At 67.8% G+C, this 16,757-nt stretch carries 15 protein-coding genes; 13 read left to right on the top strand and 2 right to left on the bottom strand.

Translation table 11 applies throughout. The features are described 5' to 3' along the window. The first annotated feature begins 17 nt into the window (after positions 1-17). The 6 genes from truB (at position 18) to MOX01_RS12425 (ending at position 6,322) form a co-directional block, all read left to right on the top strand. Positions 18-911, top strand: coding sequence for a tRNA pseudouridine(55) synthase TruB (gene truB, locus MOX01_RS12450; RefSeq protein ID WP_141369945.1), 894 nt, complete (start codon positions 18-20; stop codon positions 909-911). Beyond that, complete coding sequence (locus MOX01_RS12445; protein WP_061015068.1) at positions 908-1,276, top strand: hypothetical protein; 369 nt, start codon at positions 908-910, stop codon at positions 1,274-1,276. Before truB ends, MOX01_RS12445 begins: the two co-directional genes overlap by 4 nt. 85 nt (positions 1,277-1,361) lie before the next feature. After that, positions 1,362-1,772 carry a hypothetical protein gene (locus MOX01_RS12440; RefSeq protein ID WP_171010960.1) on the top strand — a complete coding sequence of 137 codons (411 nt, stop codon included), beginning with the start codon at positions 1,362-1,364 and terminating at the stop codon, positions 1,770-1,772. Further along, the gene (locus MOX01_RS12435; protein ID WP_141369943.1) at positions 1,769-2,719 is read left to right on the top strand and encodes a bifunctional riboflavin kinase/FAD synthetase; all 951 of its coding nucleotides are present in this window, start codon (positions 1,769-1,771) and stop codon (positions 2,717-2,719) included. Before MOX01_RS12440 ends, MOX01_RS12435 begins: the two co-directional genes overlap by 4 nt. Before the next feature lie 226 nt (positions 2,720-2,945). Then, positions 2,946-5,090, top strand: a complete 2,145-nt coding sequence (locus MOX01_RS12430; protein WP_141369941.1) for a DEAD/DEAH box helicase — start codon at positions 2,946-2,948, stop codon at positions 5,088-5,090. A gap of 203 nt (positions 5,091-5,293) precedes the next feature. Next, on the top strand, positions 5,294-6,322 hold the full coding sequence (locus MOX01_RS12425; RefSeq protein WP_046748279.1) for a 6-phosphofructokinase: 1,029 nt from the start codon (positions 5,294-5,296) through the stop codon (positions 6,320-6,322). Positions 6,323-6,539: 217 nt separating this feature from the next. Here MOX01_RS12425 and MOX01_RS12420 read toward each other — a convergent pair whose 3' ends face one another. Next, a complete protein-coding gene (locus tag MOX01_RS12420; protein WP_141369939.1) occupies positions 6,540-8,639 on the bottom strand; it encodes a S9 family peptidase in 2,100 nt (699 codons plus the stop codon). Positions 8,640-8,794: 155 nt separating this feature from the next. Here MOX01_RS12420 and MOX01_RS12415 point away from each other — a divergent pair, with 155 nt between their 5' ends. The 4 genes from MOX01_RS12415 to MOX01_RS12400 all read left to right on the top strand — a co-directional run bounded on the left by MOX01_RS12415 (position 8,795) and on the right by MOX01_RS12400 (position 13,022). Further along, positions 8,795-10,186, top strand: coding sequence for an inorganic phosphate transporter (locus MOX01_RS12415; protein WP_046748281.1), 1,392 nt, complete (start codon positions 8,795-8,797; stop codon positions 10,184-10,186). Then, entirely contained in the window at positions 10,183-10,518 is a 336-nt protein-coding gene (locus MOX01_RS12410) for a hypothetical protein (protein ID WP_061015993.1), read from the top strand. Before MOX01_RS12415 ends, MOX01_RS12410 begins: the two co-directional genes overlap by 4 nt. Before the next feature lie 60 nt (positions 10,519-10,578). Beyond that, positions 10,579-11,499, top strand: coding sequence for a phosphodiesterase (locus tag MOX01_RS12405; protein ID WP_141369937.1), 921 nt, complete (start codon positions 10,579-10,581; stop codon positions 11,497-11,499). A gap of 62 nt (positions 11,500-11,561) precedes the next feature. Then, entirely contained in the window at positions 11,562-13,022 is a 1,461-nt protein-coding gene (locus tag MOX01_RS12400; protein ID WP_046748284.1) for an aspartate ammonia-lyase, read from the top strand. Positions 13,023-13,086: 64 nt separating this feature from the next. Here MOX01_RS12400 and MOX01_RS12395 read toward each other — a convergent pair whose 3' ends face one another. Then, positions 13,087-13,956, bottom strand: a complete 870-nt coding sequence (locus MOX01_RS12395) for a fumarylacetoacetate hydrolase family protein (RefSeq protein WP_058630507.1) — start codon at positions 13,954-13,956, stop codon at positions 13,087-13,089. A 202-nt stretch (positions 13,957-14,158) separates the two neighbouring features. Here MOX01_RS12395 and MOX01_RS12390 point away from each other — a divergent pair, with 202 nt between their 5' ends. The 3 genes from MOX01_RS12390 to MOX01_RS12380 all read left to right on the top strand — a co-directional run bounded on the left by MOX01_RS12390 (position 14,159) and on the right by MOX01_RS12380 (position 16,678). After that, on the top strand, positions 14,159-15,361 hold the full coding sequence (locus tag MOX01_RS12390) for a PrsW family intramembrane metalloprotease (protein ID WP_046748291.1): 1,203 nt from the start codon (positions 14,159-14,161) through the stop codon (positions 15,359-15,361). A 49-nt stretch (positions 15,362-15,410) separates the two neighbouring features. Further along, positions 15,411-16,091, top strand: a complete 681-nt coding sequence (locus MOX01_RS12385; RefSeq protein WP_061015468.1) for an alpha/beta fold hydrolase — start codon at positions 15,411-15,413, stop codon at positions 16,089-16,091. Between the two features lie 218 nt (positions 16,092-16,309). After that, positions 16,310-16,678, top strand: a complete 369-nt coding sequence (locus MOX01_RS12380) for an FKBP-type peptidyl-prolyl cis-trans isomerase (RefSeq protein ID WP_046748293.1) — start codon at positions 16,310-16,312, stop codon at positions 16,676-16,678. Positions 16,679-16,757: the final 79 nt, after the last annotated feature.

Below are 16,757 nucleotides of genomic sequence, written 5' to 3'. Positions count from 1 at the left end.
GTCGGTAGGCTGGGAGGATGGTCTCGCCCGGCATCCTCCTCGTCGACAAACCCGCTGGGCTGACCAGTCACGACGTGGTCGCCCGCACGCGGCGGGCGTTCGGCACCCGCAAGGTGGGGCATGCCGGAACCCTCGACCCGATGGCGACGGGTCTGCTGGTGATCGGCATCGAGGGGGCGACCAGGCTCCTGACGTACATCGTGGGTGCCGACAAGACCTACACGGCGACGATCCGTCTCGGCCAGACCACCGGCACCGACGATGCGGAGGGGGAGATCCTCACGACGGCCTCCGCCGATGCCTGGGCCTCGGTCACCGACGACGCAGTGTCGGCCGGCATCGCCGAGCTCACGGGGGAGATCTCCCAGGTCCCCAGTGCCGTCTCGGCGATCAAGGTGGACGGTCGCCGTGCCTACGATCGGGTGCGCGCGGGAGAAGAGGTCGTACTCGCGGCACGGGACGTCGTGATCTCGCGGTTCGACCTGCTGGCCACTCGCCGCGGAGAGGGGCACGTCGATCTCGATGTCATCGTCGAATGCTCGTCCGGGACCTACATCCGCTCCCTCGCCCGAGACCTCGGGGCGGGCCTCGGCGTCGGCGGTCATCTGACGGCACTGCGGCGCACGCGGGTCGGGCCGTTCGATGTGACCGAGGCCGTCGGGCTCGATGCACTCGAGGGCGCGCCGACCTTGACTCCGGGCGAAGCGGCGGCGCGGATCCTGCCCGTGCTCGAGATGTCCTCCGACGACGCGCGCGACCTCCGCCACGGCAAGCGATTGAGCGGACAGGCTGCACGTCTGCACGAGGCGATCGGCGCGGCGATCGACCAGGACGGTGCCCTGATCGGCATCGTCGAGAAGCGCGGCGCGGATCTCAAGAGCGCCATGAACATGCCGGAGGTCGCACCATGATCCTGTGGTTCACGATCGCGCAGATCGTCATCGCGGTCGCCGCCGGTGTGTTCTGCGTCGCCGCGGGGCTGGTCGGCAGAAGGCCGAGCGATTTCAGCGTCGGTGCCCTCGCCCTCGTCGAGGCGCTCCTCGTCGTCCAGGTGATCGTCGCGATCATCGCACCGCTGGCGGGCAACCCGCCGACCGGAGACCTCCTGGAGTATTGGGTGTACCTGGTCTCGGCTGCCCTGCTCCCGGTCGGAGCCGTGCTGTGGGCGCTCATGGAGCGCAGCCGCTGGAGCACGGTGATCCTCGGGGTCGCGGCACTCGCGATCGCCATCATGCTGTGGCGGATGCAGGTCATCTGGGCAGTCCAGATCGCGTGACGCGAGTGGTCGCCGCGGGAGCCCGGCGGCCTCCCGCGGCTCTAGGATGGAATGCGCTATGAGCTCCACCGCCCCCTCCTCTCGGATGACCGGAATCGGTCGCGTCCTCGTCATCGTCTACGCCGTCATGGCGCTGGCGGCGACAGGTCGCAGCTTCGTGCAGATCGTGCGCCGGTTCGACGAGGCGCCGCTGGCGTACTCGCTCTCCGCACTCGCCGCCGTCGTCTACATCCTCGCCACGCTCGCCCTCGTACTGGCCCGTCGCCGTGGCTGGTACACGGTCGCCTGGGTCGCCATCGTCTTCGAGCTGACCGGCGTGCTCGTCGTCGGGCTGTTGAGCATCCTTCTCCCCGATCTCTTCCAGCACGAGACCGTGTGGTCGCTCTTCGGACGGGGCTACCTGTTCATCCCGCTGATCCTTCCCGTCTTCGGCATCTGGTGGCTGCGCACGCATCGGCCCGCCGATGTCGTGCGTCCGGTCGAGGTGGGCGCGTGATCGTCTTCCGCAGCCCGGAGGACGTGCCGAGCGACTTCGGTCCGAGCGCGGTCGCGATCGGCAAGTTCGACGGTGTGCACGCCGGCCACCGTGTGGTTATCGAACGCCTCGAGAAAGCCGCGGCCGCCACGGGAAGTCGGGCGGTCGCGGTCACCTTCGACCGCAACCCTCTCGCCGTCATCCGGCCCGACCGGTGCCCGGAGAACGTGGTCACGGTGGAGCGCAAGCTCGAACTCCTGGGGGAGCTCGGACTCGACGCCACCCTGGTCCTCACGTTCGACGAGCAGCTCGCTGCCCGCAGTGCCGAGGACTTCGTCGTCGACATCCTCGTCGGAGCCCTTCAGGTCTCGACGGTTCTGGTCGGCCAGGACTTCCGCTTCGGCAACAGGGGAGCGGGCACTCCGGAGCTTCTACGGGAGATGGGCCCGCTGTACGGTTTCTCCGTCGAGGTCGTCGACGATGTGTACCTCCCCGGCTCCGAGCGACGCGTCTCGTCGAGCTGGATCCGCGAACTGCTGATGGAGGGCGATGTCGCCTCGGCGGCAACGGTGCTCGGTCGGTACCCCGACGTGCGCGGAGAGGTCGTGCACGGGCTCAAGCGCGGACGCGAGCTGGGTTTCCCGACCGCGAACCTGTCGACCATCGTCGACGCGTTCGTGCCGGCAGACGGGGTGTACGCGGGGTGGCTCGTCGACCACGACACCGGTATCCGGCACCCCTCCGCCATCTCCGTCGGCACGAACCCCACATTCGACGACGTGCTCGTCCGGCAGGTGGAGGCTCACGTGCTGGGCGAGACGGGCCTCGACCTGTACGGGCACGACGTCACGGTCGAGTTCGTCGACAGGCTGCGGGGGATGGTGGCCTTCGAAGGCATCGACGAGCTCATGGCGCAGATGGGTGCCGACGTGACGGATGCCGCGCGTGCCCTGGGGCTCCCGGGCTAGCGGGCCCGCTGTCCGAGTTCCGGCGCGGCGCGGCGCGGGCAATCGCGTTCGGGCGAGCGTCATGACATAGAATGGATATCGGCTCCCGCCGGACTTCGCGAATCTCGCGTACCACGACGGGAAGAAGACCCACTGTTCGTACGGTCCTGGCTCGTGCCACACGCGGACAACGAGAACGGCCCATGGCTTCCTGGGGGAAGCCGGAGCTTTCACGCTCAGGAGGAGCATGCCGACCACGGCAACCGCCGCCACGCGGCGCAAGAAGACGTCCCGTCGCGACGACGAGGCACCCCTCATCCCGATCCTCGCGCGCAAGGTGCGCGAGATCGAGGCGAAGTCGCAGCGCGGCAAGCTCGGACCCACGAACCGGGTGAAGTTCCAGGTGATCGCCTTCCTGGTGCGCGAGGAGCGCGCGAGAGTGAAGGCCGACAGCGAGATCACCGATCCCGCACGCGTCGAGCTGCTCAAGCGGCTCGACGGAGTCGCGACGATCCTCGCCAAGACGGCAGCCCGCGACACGTCGCTCATCCAGCTGCTCGAGGCCGACCAGGCGACGTCGCCGGTGGCGAAGCGCATGCGTCGGGACTGGCTGCTCGAATCCGGAGCCGAACTGGCGCCGGAAGAGCTCATCATCGCCGACGCTGCCCCGGTGCAGATCTCGGTGGTTCCCGCCGCGATCGCCGAGCGACAGGTGACCCCGCCCTCGGTCGAGGCGCGGCAACTGGCCAACCCGTTCCTGGCTCCCGACCTCACGCCGCGTCCGGCCGCCACCCCGCGCCGTCGTCTGGACGGCTGGGAGCTCATGGGTCCGCTCTACAAGGCGTTCGAGACAGGGGGCGGCGGCGCTGCGGCGTCGATGGAGCTGCCGCCTGCACCCGAGTTCGACCACATCTCGCCCAAGGGCCTCGAGGTCATGGTGCACCAGTCGCGGTTCCTCGAAGCCGTGAAGGCCGGGCACCGCAGCTTCCTGCTGGCGGACGAGCCGGGTCTCGGCAAGACCGCGCAGTCCGTGCTCGCAGCCTCCGTCGCCGGTGCATACCCGCTCCTGGTCGTGGTGCCCAACGTCGTGAAGATGAACTGGGCACGCGAGGTCGAGCGGTGGACGCCGCAGCGTCGTGCGACGGTCATCCAGGGAGACGGCGACGACATCGACGCCTTCGCCGACGTCTTCATCGTCAACTACGAGATCCTGGACCGGCACATGTCGTGGCTCGCGTCGATCGGCCTGCGAGGCATGGTCGTCGACGAGGCCCACTTCATCAAGAACCTCTCGTCGCAGCGGTCGCAGAACGTGCTGTCGCTGGCCGCTCAGGTGCGCGAGCGCACTCCGGGTCACAACCCTCTGATGCTCGCCCTCACCGGCACGCCGTTGATCAACGATGTCGAGGACTTCGATGCGATCTGGCGTTTCCTTGGGTGGACGACCGGTGAGAAGCCGGGCCCTGAGCTCATGGAGAAGCTCGACGCGACGGGCTTCACGCCGGCAGACAAGGCCTTCTACCCGGAAGCGCGCGACGCCGTCATCTCGATGGGCATCGTCCGTCGCAAGAAGAAGGACGTGGCGGCGGACCTTCCGGACAAGCTCATCGCCGATCTGCCGGTCCAGCTCGACGACGAGTTCGGACGCAGCATCCGCCAGGCCGAACGCGAGCTGGGGGAGCGGCTCGCCGCTCGCTACCGTCGCATCATCGAGGCGCGAGGAGATCGCGGCCTCGCCCCCGGCGAGATCGACGACGACATCGTGCGGCTGGTCGCTCAGAACGAGCTCGAGGAGTCGAAGGCCGCTGGCACAGGCGGTGACAACGTCTTCACCATGGTGCGCCGTATCGGTCAGGCGAAGGCTCCGCTCGCAGCGGACTACGCCGCACAGCTCCAGCGCTCGGTGGGCAAGGTCGTCTTCTTCGCGAAGCACATCGACGTCATGGACCAGGCGGAGGCGCACTTCGCCGCCGCGGGCATCCGCTCGGTGTCGATCCGTGGAGACCAGACCACCACGGTCCGGCAGCAGGCGATCGACGACTTCAACGGCGACCCCGAGGTCGGCATCGCCGTCTGCTCGCTCACCGCGGCGGGCGTCGGTCTCAACCTGCAGGCCGCGTCGAACGTGGTCCTCGCCGAGCTGTCCTGGACGGCTGCCGAGCAGACGCAGGCGATCGACCGCGTGCATCGGATCGGCCAAGATGAGCCGGTCACTGCATGGCGGATCATCGCCGCGCACACGATCGACACCAAGATCGCGGAGTTGATCGACCAGAAGCAGGGGCTCGCGGCTCGCGCGCTCGACGGGGAAGCGGTCGACGAGTCGGCGGCCGAACCGGTGCAGTTGGCGGCACTCATGCATCTGCTGCGTCAGGCGCTCGGCGAGATCTGAGCGTCAAGAACCACTGTTCTTAACGCGCTGCGGAGGGTCAGATCTCCGGCGATCGGGAAGTTCATCGATTTCGGAGAATCCAGCCGTCAAGATCGACGTTTTTCGTCGCTCCCGAATGGCGCCCGGACGTGCCGGGGCGCTAGGGTCGATCGAAGGCAGCGTCGCCTTTTTCCCCCATCTCCCGAACGTCTGAAGGCACCAGCATGAAGATCGGCATCCTGACGAGCGGCGGCGACTGCCCCGGCCTCAACGCGGTCATCCGCGGCATCGTGCTCAAGGGCACCACCACGTACGACCTGGAGTTCGTCGGCATCAGAGATGGATGGCGTGGCCTGGTCGACGGTGACTTCATGCCGTTGACCCGACACGAGGTGAAGGGCTTGTCGAAGGTCGGCGGCACCATCCTGGGCACCAGCCGCACCAACCCCTACGAGGGCGAGCGCGGGGGAGCCGAGAACATCGCCAAGACTCTCTACGGGCACAAGATCGACGGCATCATCGCGATCGGCGGCGAGGGCACACTCGCCGCGGCCGACCGTCTCGCGAAGGACGGGATCAAGGTCATCGGCGTCCCCAAGACGATCGACAACGACCTGCAGGCGACGGACTACTCGTTCGGCTTCGACACCGCGGTCAACATCGCCACGGACGCCATGGACCGCTTGCGCACGACCGGCGACTCGCACCAGCGCTGCATGGTCGCAGAGGTCATGGGCCGGCACGTCGGCTGGATCGCGCTGCATGCCGGCATGGCCGCAGGCGCTCACGTAATCTGCATCCCCGAGGTGCCGATGTCCATCGATGACATCACGGAGCTCGTGACCAGTGCACATGATCGCGGACGTGCACCACTGGTCGTCGTCTCGGAGGGCTTCAAGCTGCTCGGCATGGACGAGGCATACAGCGACAAGGGGCTCGACGCGTTCAATCGCCCGCGCCTCGGCGGTATCGGAGACCAGCTCGCCCCTGAGATCGAGCGCATCACCGGGATCGAGACGCGGGCGACGATCCTCGGACACATCCAGCGTGGTGGATCACCCTCCGCTTTCGACCGCGTGCTCGCGACGCGGCTCGGACTGCATGCAGCAGACGCGATCGTCGACGGTGCATGGGGTCAGATGGTCGCGATGCAGGGCACCGACATCGTGCGTGTGCCGTTCGCCGACGCGCTCGGTGAGCTGAACACGGTTCCCCGCTACCGCTACGACGAGGCGGCTGCACTCTTCGGTTGAGCCCGGGTCCCGTATGCAGCGCGCGCCGGTTCAGGCCACCTCGCGGAATCATCCTCGACCCGCATTCTCGGGACGACGCGGCGACGGGCCACCGCGCCGGAACAGGCCGCTTGAGTCGCAACCTGCCTGTTCCGGCGTGATCGCCTGTTCTCGCGGTCGCACTCACGCAGGCGTGTCCTCGCGTTCGTTCAGGCGCGAACGCGAGGACAGTCCGGTGTCACACCTCGGCGAGGCCGAGAGTGTCGAGGAGCCAGGCGAGCTCGAACGCCCGCTCCTTCCAGGAGTTGTAGCGTCCGCTCACGCCGCCGTGCCCCGCGACCATCTCGCACTTGAGCAGCACGTCGGTGGCCCCGGCCTCGCGCAGACGGGCAACCCACTTCGCCGGCTCCACGTAGAGCACCCGGGTGTCGTTCAGCGAGGTGACCGCGAGGATCCGCGGATATCGGACGCCGTCGCGGACGTTCTCGTACGGGCTGTACGACTTCATGTAGGCATAGACATCCTTGTCGTGAAGCGGGTCGCCCCACTCGTCCCACTCGATCACGGTCAGTGGCAGCGACGGATCGAGGATCGTCGTCAGGGCGTCCACGAAAGGCACGCCGGCGAGGATCCCGGCGAACAGCTCGGGCGCGAGATTCGTCACGGCGCCCATGAGCAGACCGCCGGCGCTGCCACCCTCTGCCACCATCCGGCTCGGAGTGGTCACACCCGTCTCGACCAGATGCTCGCCGCAGGAGACGAAGTCGGTGAAGGTGTTGCGCTTGTGGAGGAGCTTCCCGTCCTCGTACCATTGCCTGCCCATCTCGCCGCCTCCGCGCACATGGGCGACCGCGAAGATCACACCGCGGTCCAGCTCGGAGAGACGCGCGACCGAGAATCCGGGATCGATCGAGTGCTCGTAGGAGCCGTAGCCGTAGAGGTGCACAGGGCGCGGTTCCGCTCCCGGCTCCCCGAACGAGCGCTTCCAGACGAGTGAGATCGGCACGCGCACGCCGTCGGCCGCGGTGGCCCATTCGCGTCGCTGGCCGTAGTCCGTCGGGTCGTAGCCACCCAGCACGGGTACCTGCTTGCGCAGCACCAGCTCACGGGTGGCGAGTTCGAGGTCGTACACGGTTCCCGGCGTCACGAACGACGTGTAGCCGAGGCGGAGGAAAGGCGAGTGCCATTCCGGGTTTCCGCTCACGCCCGCCGAGTAGAGCGGCTCGTCGAAGGCGAGTTCCTCGACCGCATCCGTGACGTAGTCGAGCAGGCCCACACGCTCCAGACCTTCGCTGCGGTACTCCACGGTGGCGAAGTCGCGGAAGGCCTCGACCCCGAGCAGTCGCCGTCCCTGCTCATGGGGGAGCACAACCCGTCGTCGGCCCTGCGGATCGGAGGCGGAGACCGAGACGAGCTCGAAGTCGAGCGCCCCGTCGTTGTGGAGCACGAGTAACCGGTCATCGCCGTCCACGACCGCGTGCTCGATCGAGTACTCGACCCCTTCTCGTCGGGGCCAGACGAGACGCGGTTCAGCGGTGAGGTCGCCGTTCAGATCGACCAGATACTCCTCGCTCGTGATGCTCGATCCCACGGCGATCACCAGGTACCGGCGGCTGCGGGTGATCCCGGCGCCGAGCCAGAACTTCTCGTCGGGTTCGTGGAAGAGCTTCACATCCTCGGACACCGGGGTGCCGAGTCGGTGCAGCCACAGGGTATCGGGGCGCCAGGCCTCGTCACGGGTCGTGTAGAGCACACCGGTGCCGTCCGGGGTGAAGAAGGCGCCGCCCGTGTTCGGGATCTCGTCGTCGAGGGTGGTGCCGGTGGCGAGGTCGCGCACGTGCACCGTGTAGAGCTCGTCGCCCTCGAAGTCCGTGGACCAGAGCAGCTTCGTCGCATCGTCGGAGGTGTCGAAGGCGCCGAGCGAGAAGAACTCGTGGCCCTCGGCCTCGTGGTTGCCGTCGAGGAGCACGACCTCGCCGGGGACGGGGACTCCCGGTTCGAGGCGCGGGGGAGTCCAGTCGCCGGGCTCGGCGGCCGCGCGGCAGTGGATGCCGTACTGCGCGCCCTCTTCGGTGCGGCTGTAGTACCACCAGTCACCACGGCGGGTGGGGACGGAAAGGTCCGTCTCCTGCACCCGTCCCTTGATCTCCTGGAACAGCGTCTCGCGGAGCGCGGAGAGATGTGCGGTCTCGGAATCGGTGTGGGCGTTCTCCGCTTCCAGATGGGCGATGACCTCCGCGGAATCCTTGGCGCGGAGCCATTCGTATGGATCATCGAAGGTATCGCCGTGGTGGGTGCGGAGCGTCGAACGGCGGTCGGTGGCGGGGGCATCAGTCACCGTCTCACGCTATCCCAGGTCGAGTTGACCGGCACGGGGGAGGGTGGGAGGATTTACCGGGGCCGGTTAACGGAAGTCAAACCCACGGTGAACTCTTCGTTCGTCACGTCGATCACGTCGACATCTCCTTCTTCCTCAACGACCGAAAGCGAACGGTGGAAACCGCAGCCCTCATCGTCGTGCTTGTCATCGCGCTGGCACTCTTCTTCGACTTCACCAACGGCTTTCACGACACGGCGAACGCCATGGCGACGCCGATCGCCACAGGTGCGCTGAAGCCCAAGACCGCCGTCCTCCTCGCCGCGGTCCTCAACCTCGTCGGCGCCTTCCTGTCGACGGAGGTCTCCAAGACGATCTCCGGTGGCATCATCCGCGAAGACGCGATCATAGACGCGGGGACCGACCTGTTCCTGTCGCTGATCTTCGCCGGACTGATCGGCGCCATCACCTGGAACATGCTGACCTGGCTGCTGGGTCTGCCGTCGAGCTCGTCCCACGCCCTCTTCGGCGGACTGATCGGCGCGACCATGGTCGGCGCGGGCATCAGCGGGATCGACTTCGGCATGGTGCTCTCGAAGATCGTGCTCCCGGCTCTGATCGCCCCTGTCACCGCCGGCCTCATCGCATTCGCGGCCACCAAGATCGCCTACTCGATCACCCGTCGCTACGACGGGAAGCCCGATGGGCGCGATGGCTTCCGGTGGGGGCAGATCTTCACTTCGTCCCTCGTCGCGCTCGCGCACGGGACGAACGACGCGCAGAAGACGATGGGCGTGATCACGCTGGCGATGATCACCATCGGATGGCAGTCGGGAGCGCACCACGAGCCCGAGCTGTGGGTCATCATCGCCTGTGCGTTCACGATCGCTCTCGGCACCTACCTCGGCGGCTGGCGCATCATCCGCACCCTCGGCAAAGGGCTCACCGACGTCAAGCCGGCGCAGGGTTTCGCTGCGGAGAGCTCGACCGCAGCCACCATCCTCGCCTCCAGCGCCCTCGGCTTCGCCCTCTCCACGACGCAGGTGGCCTCCGGCTCGGTCATCGGCTCCGGTCTCGGACGTCGTGGCTCCACCGTTCGCTGGCGGACCGCCGGCCGTATCGGTGTCGGCTGGCTGCTGACGCTCCCCGCGGCAGGAGGCGTCGGGGCTCTTGCAGCGCTGCTCGTCGTCTGGCTCGGCAACTGGGGTGTCGTGATCGATGCCGTCATCGCGCTCGCCATCATCCTCGGACTCTTCATGCGGTCACGCCGCAACGCCGTGACGCCGGCGAACGCCATGAGCGACGTCGCCGAGTCGGGCCGTGCGATCGAGCTGCCGGACACACCTCCGCCGACGAGGCGTCAGCAGCGCATCGAGCAGGCCAAGGCCGAGGCTCGGGCCCGGGCCGAGGCGCGTGACAAGGCGAAGGCCGAGGCAAAGGCCCAGGCGAAGAAGGACGCGGCGGCGAAGGCGAAGAAGAAGGCCGACGCCAAAGCGACCACCAAGGCATCGAAGACCGCGTCGACGACGCAGAAGCCCGACGCCGGCCGGAACGGAGAGTCCGAATGAGCGTCTCGATCGACTGGTTCGCGTTCCTCCAGGTGTTCGCGGCCGCCCTCATCGGCGCCGCCGCCATCGTGACGTTCTACGCACTGGGGCTCCGCCTCCTCGTCCGCAGCGGTCGTGCACCTGTCGTGAGCCCCGCCGAGTTCACCGACGCGATCACGGTGATCACGGAGAAGGAGCTGAGGCGCGCCGAGAAGCAGGCTGCCAAGGCCGCCCGCAAGAGCCCGCTGACCGAGGGGCAGAAGTCCCTCGCACTGGTCGGCGCCTATGCCTGTTTCGCGCTGTGCGGTGTCGCCGTCGTCAGCGGGATCCTGCTCCTGGTCCTCGGACACTGATCGACGGCGAACCGCACGGATCCCGCTCCTCGGTGAACGCTCGGCCATAGGCTGGGGCTCATGTCCGCAGGAACAGGCAGCCCCTACGTGTTCGGCAGGCACGAGCCCGCATCTCATGTGCTCGTCCACGTCAGCGACCCGCATTTCCTCGCCGGGGGGATCCGGCTGGGCGGACGCTACGACGTCGAGTCGAACTTCGCCCGCACGCTGGAGGCGATCCGGGCAGTGCATCCGCACCCGGCTGCGATCGTCGTGACGGGCGACCTCGCCGACCTGGGGGAGCCCGAGGCGTACCGGCGACTGCGGGCAGCCGTCGAGCCGGTGGCCGATCAACTGGACACGCCGGTCGTCTGGGTCGCCGGCAATCATGACGAACGCCCTGCACTGCGCGCCGAGCTGCTCGGTCTGGAGCCGACGGAAGACCCTGTCACGGGAATCTGGGACCTCGACGGCCTGAGGGTCATCGCGCTGGACACGAGTGTGCCGGGCTGGCATCACGGCGACCTCGATGAGGGCCAGCTATCGTGGCTGGCCGACGTGCTCGCCGAACCCGCGCCGCTCGGGACGATGCTGGCCATGCACCACCCGCCGCTGCCGAGCCACCTGCCGCTGTTCGACATCCTCGAGCTGCGGCACCAGGACGAGCTCGCCGACGTCATCCGGGGTAGCGACGTCCGCGGAATCCTCGCCGGCCACCTGCACTACTCGTCCCACGGCACCTTCGCCGGTGTTCCGGTCAGCGTCGCATCCGCCACCTGCTACACGATGAACGTCGCGCGCCCCGCCGCCGAGGTGAACGGCATGGATGCCGCGCAGGCATTCCAGCTCGTCCACGTGTACGCCGACACCATCACGCACACCGTCGTCCCCGTGACCGGCGCCGAGACCGGCGACTACTTCTCCGCGGACTGGCTCGAACGCATGGCGGAGCTCAGCCCGGAAGGGCGACTCGAGGCCTTCTCCCGCAAACCAGGACGCTGAGCGGCGTAGACTGAGGGGCATCCCCCACCCTTCTCACCCGCCACGACCCACGAGGATGTGACATGGCTTCTGCCGCGCCTACCCTGACCCGTACCGAGACCGATTCGCTCGGGAGCATGGAGATTCCCGTCGACGCGTACTGGGGGATCCATACCGCCCGCGCCGACGCGAACTTCCCGATCACGAAGCGGCCGATCTCCGTGTACCCCGACCTCGTGGTCGGTCTCGCGATGGTCAAGCAGGCGAGTGCGCGTGCGAACCGGGAGATCGGCGTGCTCGATCCGGAGCGGGCTGATCTGATCGATCGCGCAGCGCAGCGCGTGATCGACGGCGAGTTCCATGAGCAGTTCACGGTCGGCGTCATCCAGGGTGGTGCCGGAACCTCGACGAACATGAACGCGAACGAGGTCATCACCAACATCGCGCTCGAGATGGCCGGTCACGAGAAGGGCGACTATGCCTTCCTCTCGCCGATCGACCATACGAACCGCAGCCAGTCCACGAACGACGTGTACCCGACCGCGGTGAAGATCGGCCTCTCGCTGACCCTGCGCTCACTGCTCGAGGAGCTCGACCTGCTGCGGCTGTCCTTCCTGGGCAAGTCGCGCGAATTCCACGATGTGCTGAAGGTCGGTCGCACCCAGCTCCAGGACGCCGTGCCCATGACGCTGGGGCAGGAGTTCAACGGTTTCGCCACGACCCTCGGGTACGACCACACGCGACTCACCGAGAACGCGTCCCTCATGTTCGAGATCAACATGGGCGCGACGGCGATCGGTACGGGGATCACGACCCACCCGGGGTACGCACCCGCCGTCCTCAAGCACCTGCGTGAGATCACCGGTCTCGACCTGCGCACGGCCGGCGACCTCGTCGAGGCCACCAGCGACACCGGGTCGTTCATGTCGTTCTCCTCGACGCTGAAGCGCAACGCGATGAAGCTCTCGAAGATCTGCAACGACCTCCGTCTGCTCTCGTCCGGACCGCAGGCGGGTCTCGGAGAGATCAACCTCCCCGCCATGCAGGCGGGCTCGAGCATCATGCCAGGCAAGGTCAACCCGGTCATCCCGGAGGTCGTGAACCAGGTGGCGTTCGCGGTCGCCGGCGCCGACATGACCGTGACGATGGCGGCAGAGGCGGGACAGTTGCAGCTGAACGCCTTCGAGCCGGTGATCGCGCACTCGATCTTCCAGTCGATCACCTGGATGCGTCAGGCGATGTGGACCCTGCGCGTCAACTGCGTCGACGGCATCACCGCCAACCGTGACCGCCTCGGTGCCATGGTGGGGGCATCCGTTGGCGTCATCACAGCCCTCACGCCCTTCATCGGCTACGCGGCGGCGGCCGCTCTGGCGAAGACGGCGCTGCTGACCAACCGCAGCGTTGCCGACCTCGTGGTCGAAGCCGGTCTGATGTCTCGCGAAGAGGTCGTCAAGCAGCTGTCGCCGGCACGTCTCTCCGGCCTCGAGACGATCACGGCGGCGATCCCGGTGGTGGCGTCGGAAGACCTGATCGAGATCTGACCGTATCGATACGACGAGGGGGACGGATGCGGCGCATCCGTCCCCCTCGTCGTATCGTCCGTGCTCAGTCGGTGATCCGGCAGTGCGTGGTCAACTCGCCGATGCCGTCGATGCCGACGGTCACGGTGGAGTGGTCGCGGAGGAAGATCTGCGGGTCGCGTGAGTATCCGGCACCGCCGGGGCTGCCGGTCGAGATCAGGGTGCCGGGGAGCAGCGTGAGCGACTGCGAGAGGTGGGCGATGAGCTTCGCGACCGACCGGACCATCTGGTCGGTGCTCGCGTCCTGCACGGTGTGGCCGTCCACGACGGTCCAGATGTGGAGGTCCTGCGGGTCTGCCACCTCGTCGGCGGTCACGGCGAAGGGCCCGGTCGGAGTGAATCCGTCGAACGACTTGCAGCGGGACCACTGCGCCTCGGAGAACTGGATGTTCCTGGCCGTGATGTCGTTCACCACCGTGTAGCCCCAGACGTGCGTCAGGGCATCGGCCTCGGCGACGTCCTTGGCGGGGGTGCCGATGAGCACGCCGAGCTCGGCTTCGTAGTCGACGGCTTCGCTCAGAGCGCGCGGCCACGACGTGGTCTGGTCGTGACCGGTGAGCGAGTTCGGCCACAGGGTGAAGACCGTCGGCGCGGCGTCCGTCTTCAACCCCAGCTCGCTCGAGTGGGCGGCGTAGTTGAGGCCGACGGCCAGCACTGCGGGGGGAGTGAGCACCGCGGAGTCGAAGGCCCACCCGTCGAGCGGGTGCCGCGGGGCTGAGCCGTTCTCCAGGGCCCCGCGAAGAGCGTCGAGAGCCGATTCTCCTCCCTCGATCAGCTGCTGCAGGGTGGCAGGAGGGTCTGTCAGGAGGTCAGAGACGAGAATGGCGTCCGATCCCTCGACCACGGCGAGAGCCGCGTGGGGGGAGTCAGGACGGCGCAGGTGAGCGAACCGCATGCTCCTACGCTACCGGGTGGGTGCAGGTAGCCGGGTGGAGGGCGTCGCCATATCCGGACCATCGACGTTGTGCCCATAAGCTTTGCCTATGAGTTCCGGAGGACCGACCCAGCCGCAGCAGCCCTCGCCGTATGCTCCTCCGCCCGCGTCGCAGCCGACGTCCGGACCGACACCGCCGCCTCCCTACTCACCCGCTTATCCCGTGGCCTCGACGCCGCCGACCGCTGCGAGGAGGTCTGTCGCGGGCTACGCCTCTCCTCTCGCGCAGCCGACTCCGTACACGCCGCCGGCTCCGGTCGCCCCATCGCCCGCGGAGTCGCTTCCCGCTCTGCCCGTGCCGACGAGGAAGGGCCGCACGATATCGCTCTGGCTCTTCGGCGTGCTCGGTTTCCTGCTGATCGCGCTCGTGGGCTACTTCGTGTGGGCGCTCGGATCCTTCGCCTCCGTGGTCGGTCTGGTCCTCGCGCTCATCCCGCTCACGATCGTGTTCCTCGGCGTCCGGCTGATCGATCGCTGGGAGCCCGAGCCCAAGCGGCTCGTCGCATTCGCGATCGCCTGGGGTGCGGTGGCCGCGGTCGGGCTCACGCTGCTGGTCGACACGGCGCTCACGCTCCTGCTCGGCATCCGGTCTGAGGAGTTCGGTGCTGTCGTGCAGGCACCTGTCGTGGAGGAGCTCTGGAAGGGCCTCGGCGTCTTCCTCATCTTCCTGCTCGCCCGTCGGGCGTTCGACGGTCCTGTCGACGGCATCGTCTACGGAGCCCTGGTCGGTGCGGGCTTCGCCTTCACCGAGAACATCCAGTACTTCGGGGTGAGCTTGATCGAGGGCGGGGGAGAGCAGCTGACCGTGACCTTCGTCGTGCGCGGACTCCTCTCGCCCTTCGCTCACGCCATGTTCACCGCGATCACCGGTTTCGCGATCGGCATGGTCGCTCGTCGCCACGGCTCGGCGCGGGCTGCGGCCGGAGCCGGAGCACTGGGTCTGGTCGGAGCGATCCTGCTGCACGCGCTCTGGAACGGGTCAGCGACCTTCGCGGACTTCTTCGGGCTCTACTTCACTCTCCAGGTGCCGCTGTTCATCGGTTTCATCCTGGGCATCGTCGCGCTGCGACGGGAGGAGGCGCGACTCACGAGAGCCCGCCTGGAGGACTACGCCGCTGCGGGGTGGTTCACCCCGGAGGAAGTCACGATGCTGGCCACACCCGGCGGACGCAAGGTGGGTCTCGCGTGGGCATCCCAGCTGCGCGGCGACCGGCGTCCGCTGATGCGGGCGTTCATCAAGGACGCGACCGAGCTCGCCTCCGTCCGGCAGCGGGCTATCACGGGACGCGACCCGATGGCCGTCAACGACGAGCGTGCGCTGCTGATCCGCACCAGGGCCACGAGGGCGGCTCTCCTGGCCTACTGACGTGCGGCCGCGGCCGGCGTACTCTTCTGGCAAGGAAGGGCGGTGGCGGATGAGGACGTTCGTCGTGATCCACGGCGGTGGTGACGTCGGCTGGTCGTGGCATCTCGTGGCAGCCGAGCTGCGCAGGCGTGGTCACGCGGTGTTCGCCCCTGACCTGCCCGCCGACGACGACACCCTCACGCTCGAGGACTATGCCGAAGCGGTCGTGGACATCGTCGGTGCACGCCGGGAGGTGACGGTCGTCGGGCACTCCTTCGGGGCGTTCACCGCGCCCCTGGTCGCTGCACAGCTCGCCGCCGATGAGCTCGTCCTGTTCGCTGGCATGATCCCCACGCCGGACGAGTCCCCGAGTCAGTGGTGGGAGAACTCCGGGTACACGGTCGCTTCCGCGTCCCGATCCGCGCAGGACGGAGGGCTGACCGGCAATGCGGATCCGCTCGTCAGCTTCTACAACGGCGTCCCGCGCGCGCTTGCAGAGGAGGCATTGCGGCGCGAGCGCGCGCACCCGTCGCAGGAGGCGATGGAGCGGCCGTGGCCGCTTCGGGAGTGGCCCGACGTGTCGACGCGAGTGGTGGTGTTCTCGGACGACCGCTTCTTCCCCTCAGGGTTCCTGCGCGACCTGGCTGCGACCCGCCTCGGGCTGACCGCGGATGAACTCCCAGGTGGTCACTGCGCGATGCTGAGCCACCCCGTGGAGATCGCAGACCTGCTGTGCGGAGACGCCGGGTGACCGCGGAGCGCGGGCCTGTGGCAAGACTCAGCGCCCGGTGCTGCGGCGATGCCTGCGAGTCTCCCGGGCGCTGAGTTGATCTGTAAACAGGGTGCACCCGGCCCCGCGCGAGTGTCAAGAGCTTCTTCCCCCGGCGCCTCGATGAAATTGCGAGGTGTTCGCTGTGAGCAGGTGCCGGTGCGTTGACCCGGTCCATCGCGCTCGGGTTTGATGGACGTATGACTGATCGCACAAAGCCTGAGTTCGACGCCCCCACCGGCCCTGCGCCCGCGGACCTCGTCATCCGCGACATCATCGAGGGTGACGGTGCCGAGGCGAAGCCCGGCGACACCGTCACCGTGCACTATGCGGGGGTCGAGTTCGACTCCGGCGAAGAGTTCGACTCCTCCTGGGGTCGTGGTGAGACCATCCAGTTCCCGCTGCGGGGTCTCATCCAGGGCTGGCAGGACGGCATCCCCGGCATGAAGGTGGGTGGCCGCCGCGAGCTGATCATCCCGCCGCACCTGGCCTACGGCCCCGTAGGCGGAGGTCACTTCCTCTCCGGCAAGACCCTGATCTTCATCATCGATCTCGTCGCCGTCGGCTGATCCGGGCTCGCTCAACGAGGCGCCCCGCTCCTTCGGGAGAGGGGCGCCTCGTGCTGTTCGGGAAAAGTTTCTTCATTCA

It is taken from the genome of Microbacterium oxydans (assembly GCF_006540085.1).
Lineage (GTDB): Bacteria > Actinomycetota > Actinomycetes > Actinomycetales > Microbacteriaceae > Microbacterium > Microbacterium oxydans.
The sequence above is the reverse complement of the archived record's forward strand: the minus strand, read 5'-3'. Positions and strand labels throughout refer to the sequence as shown.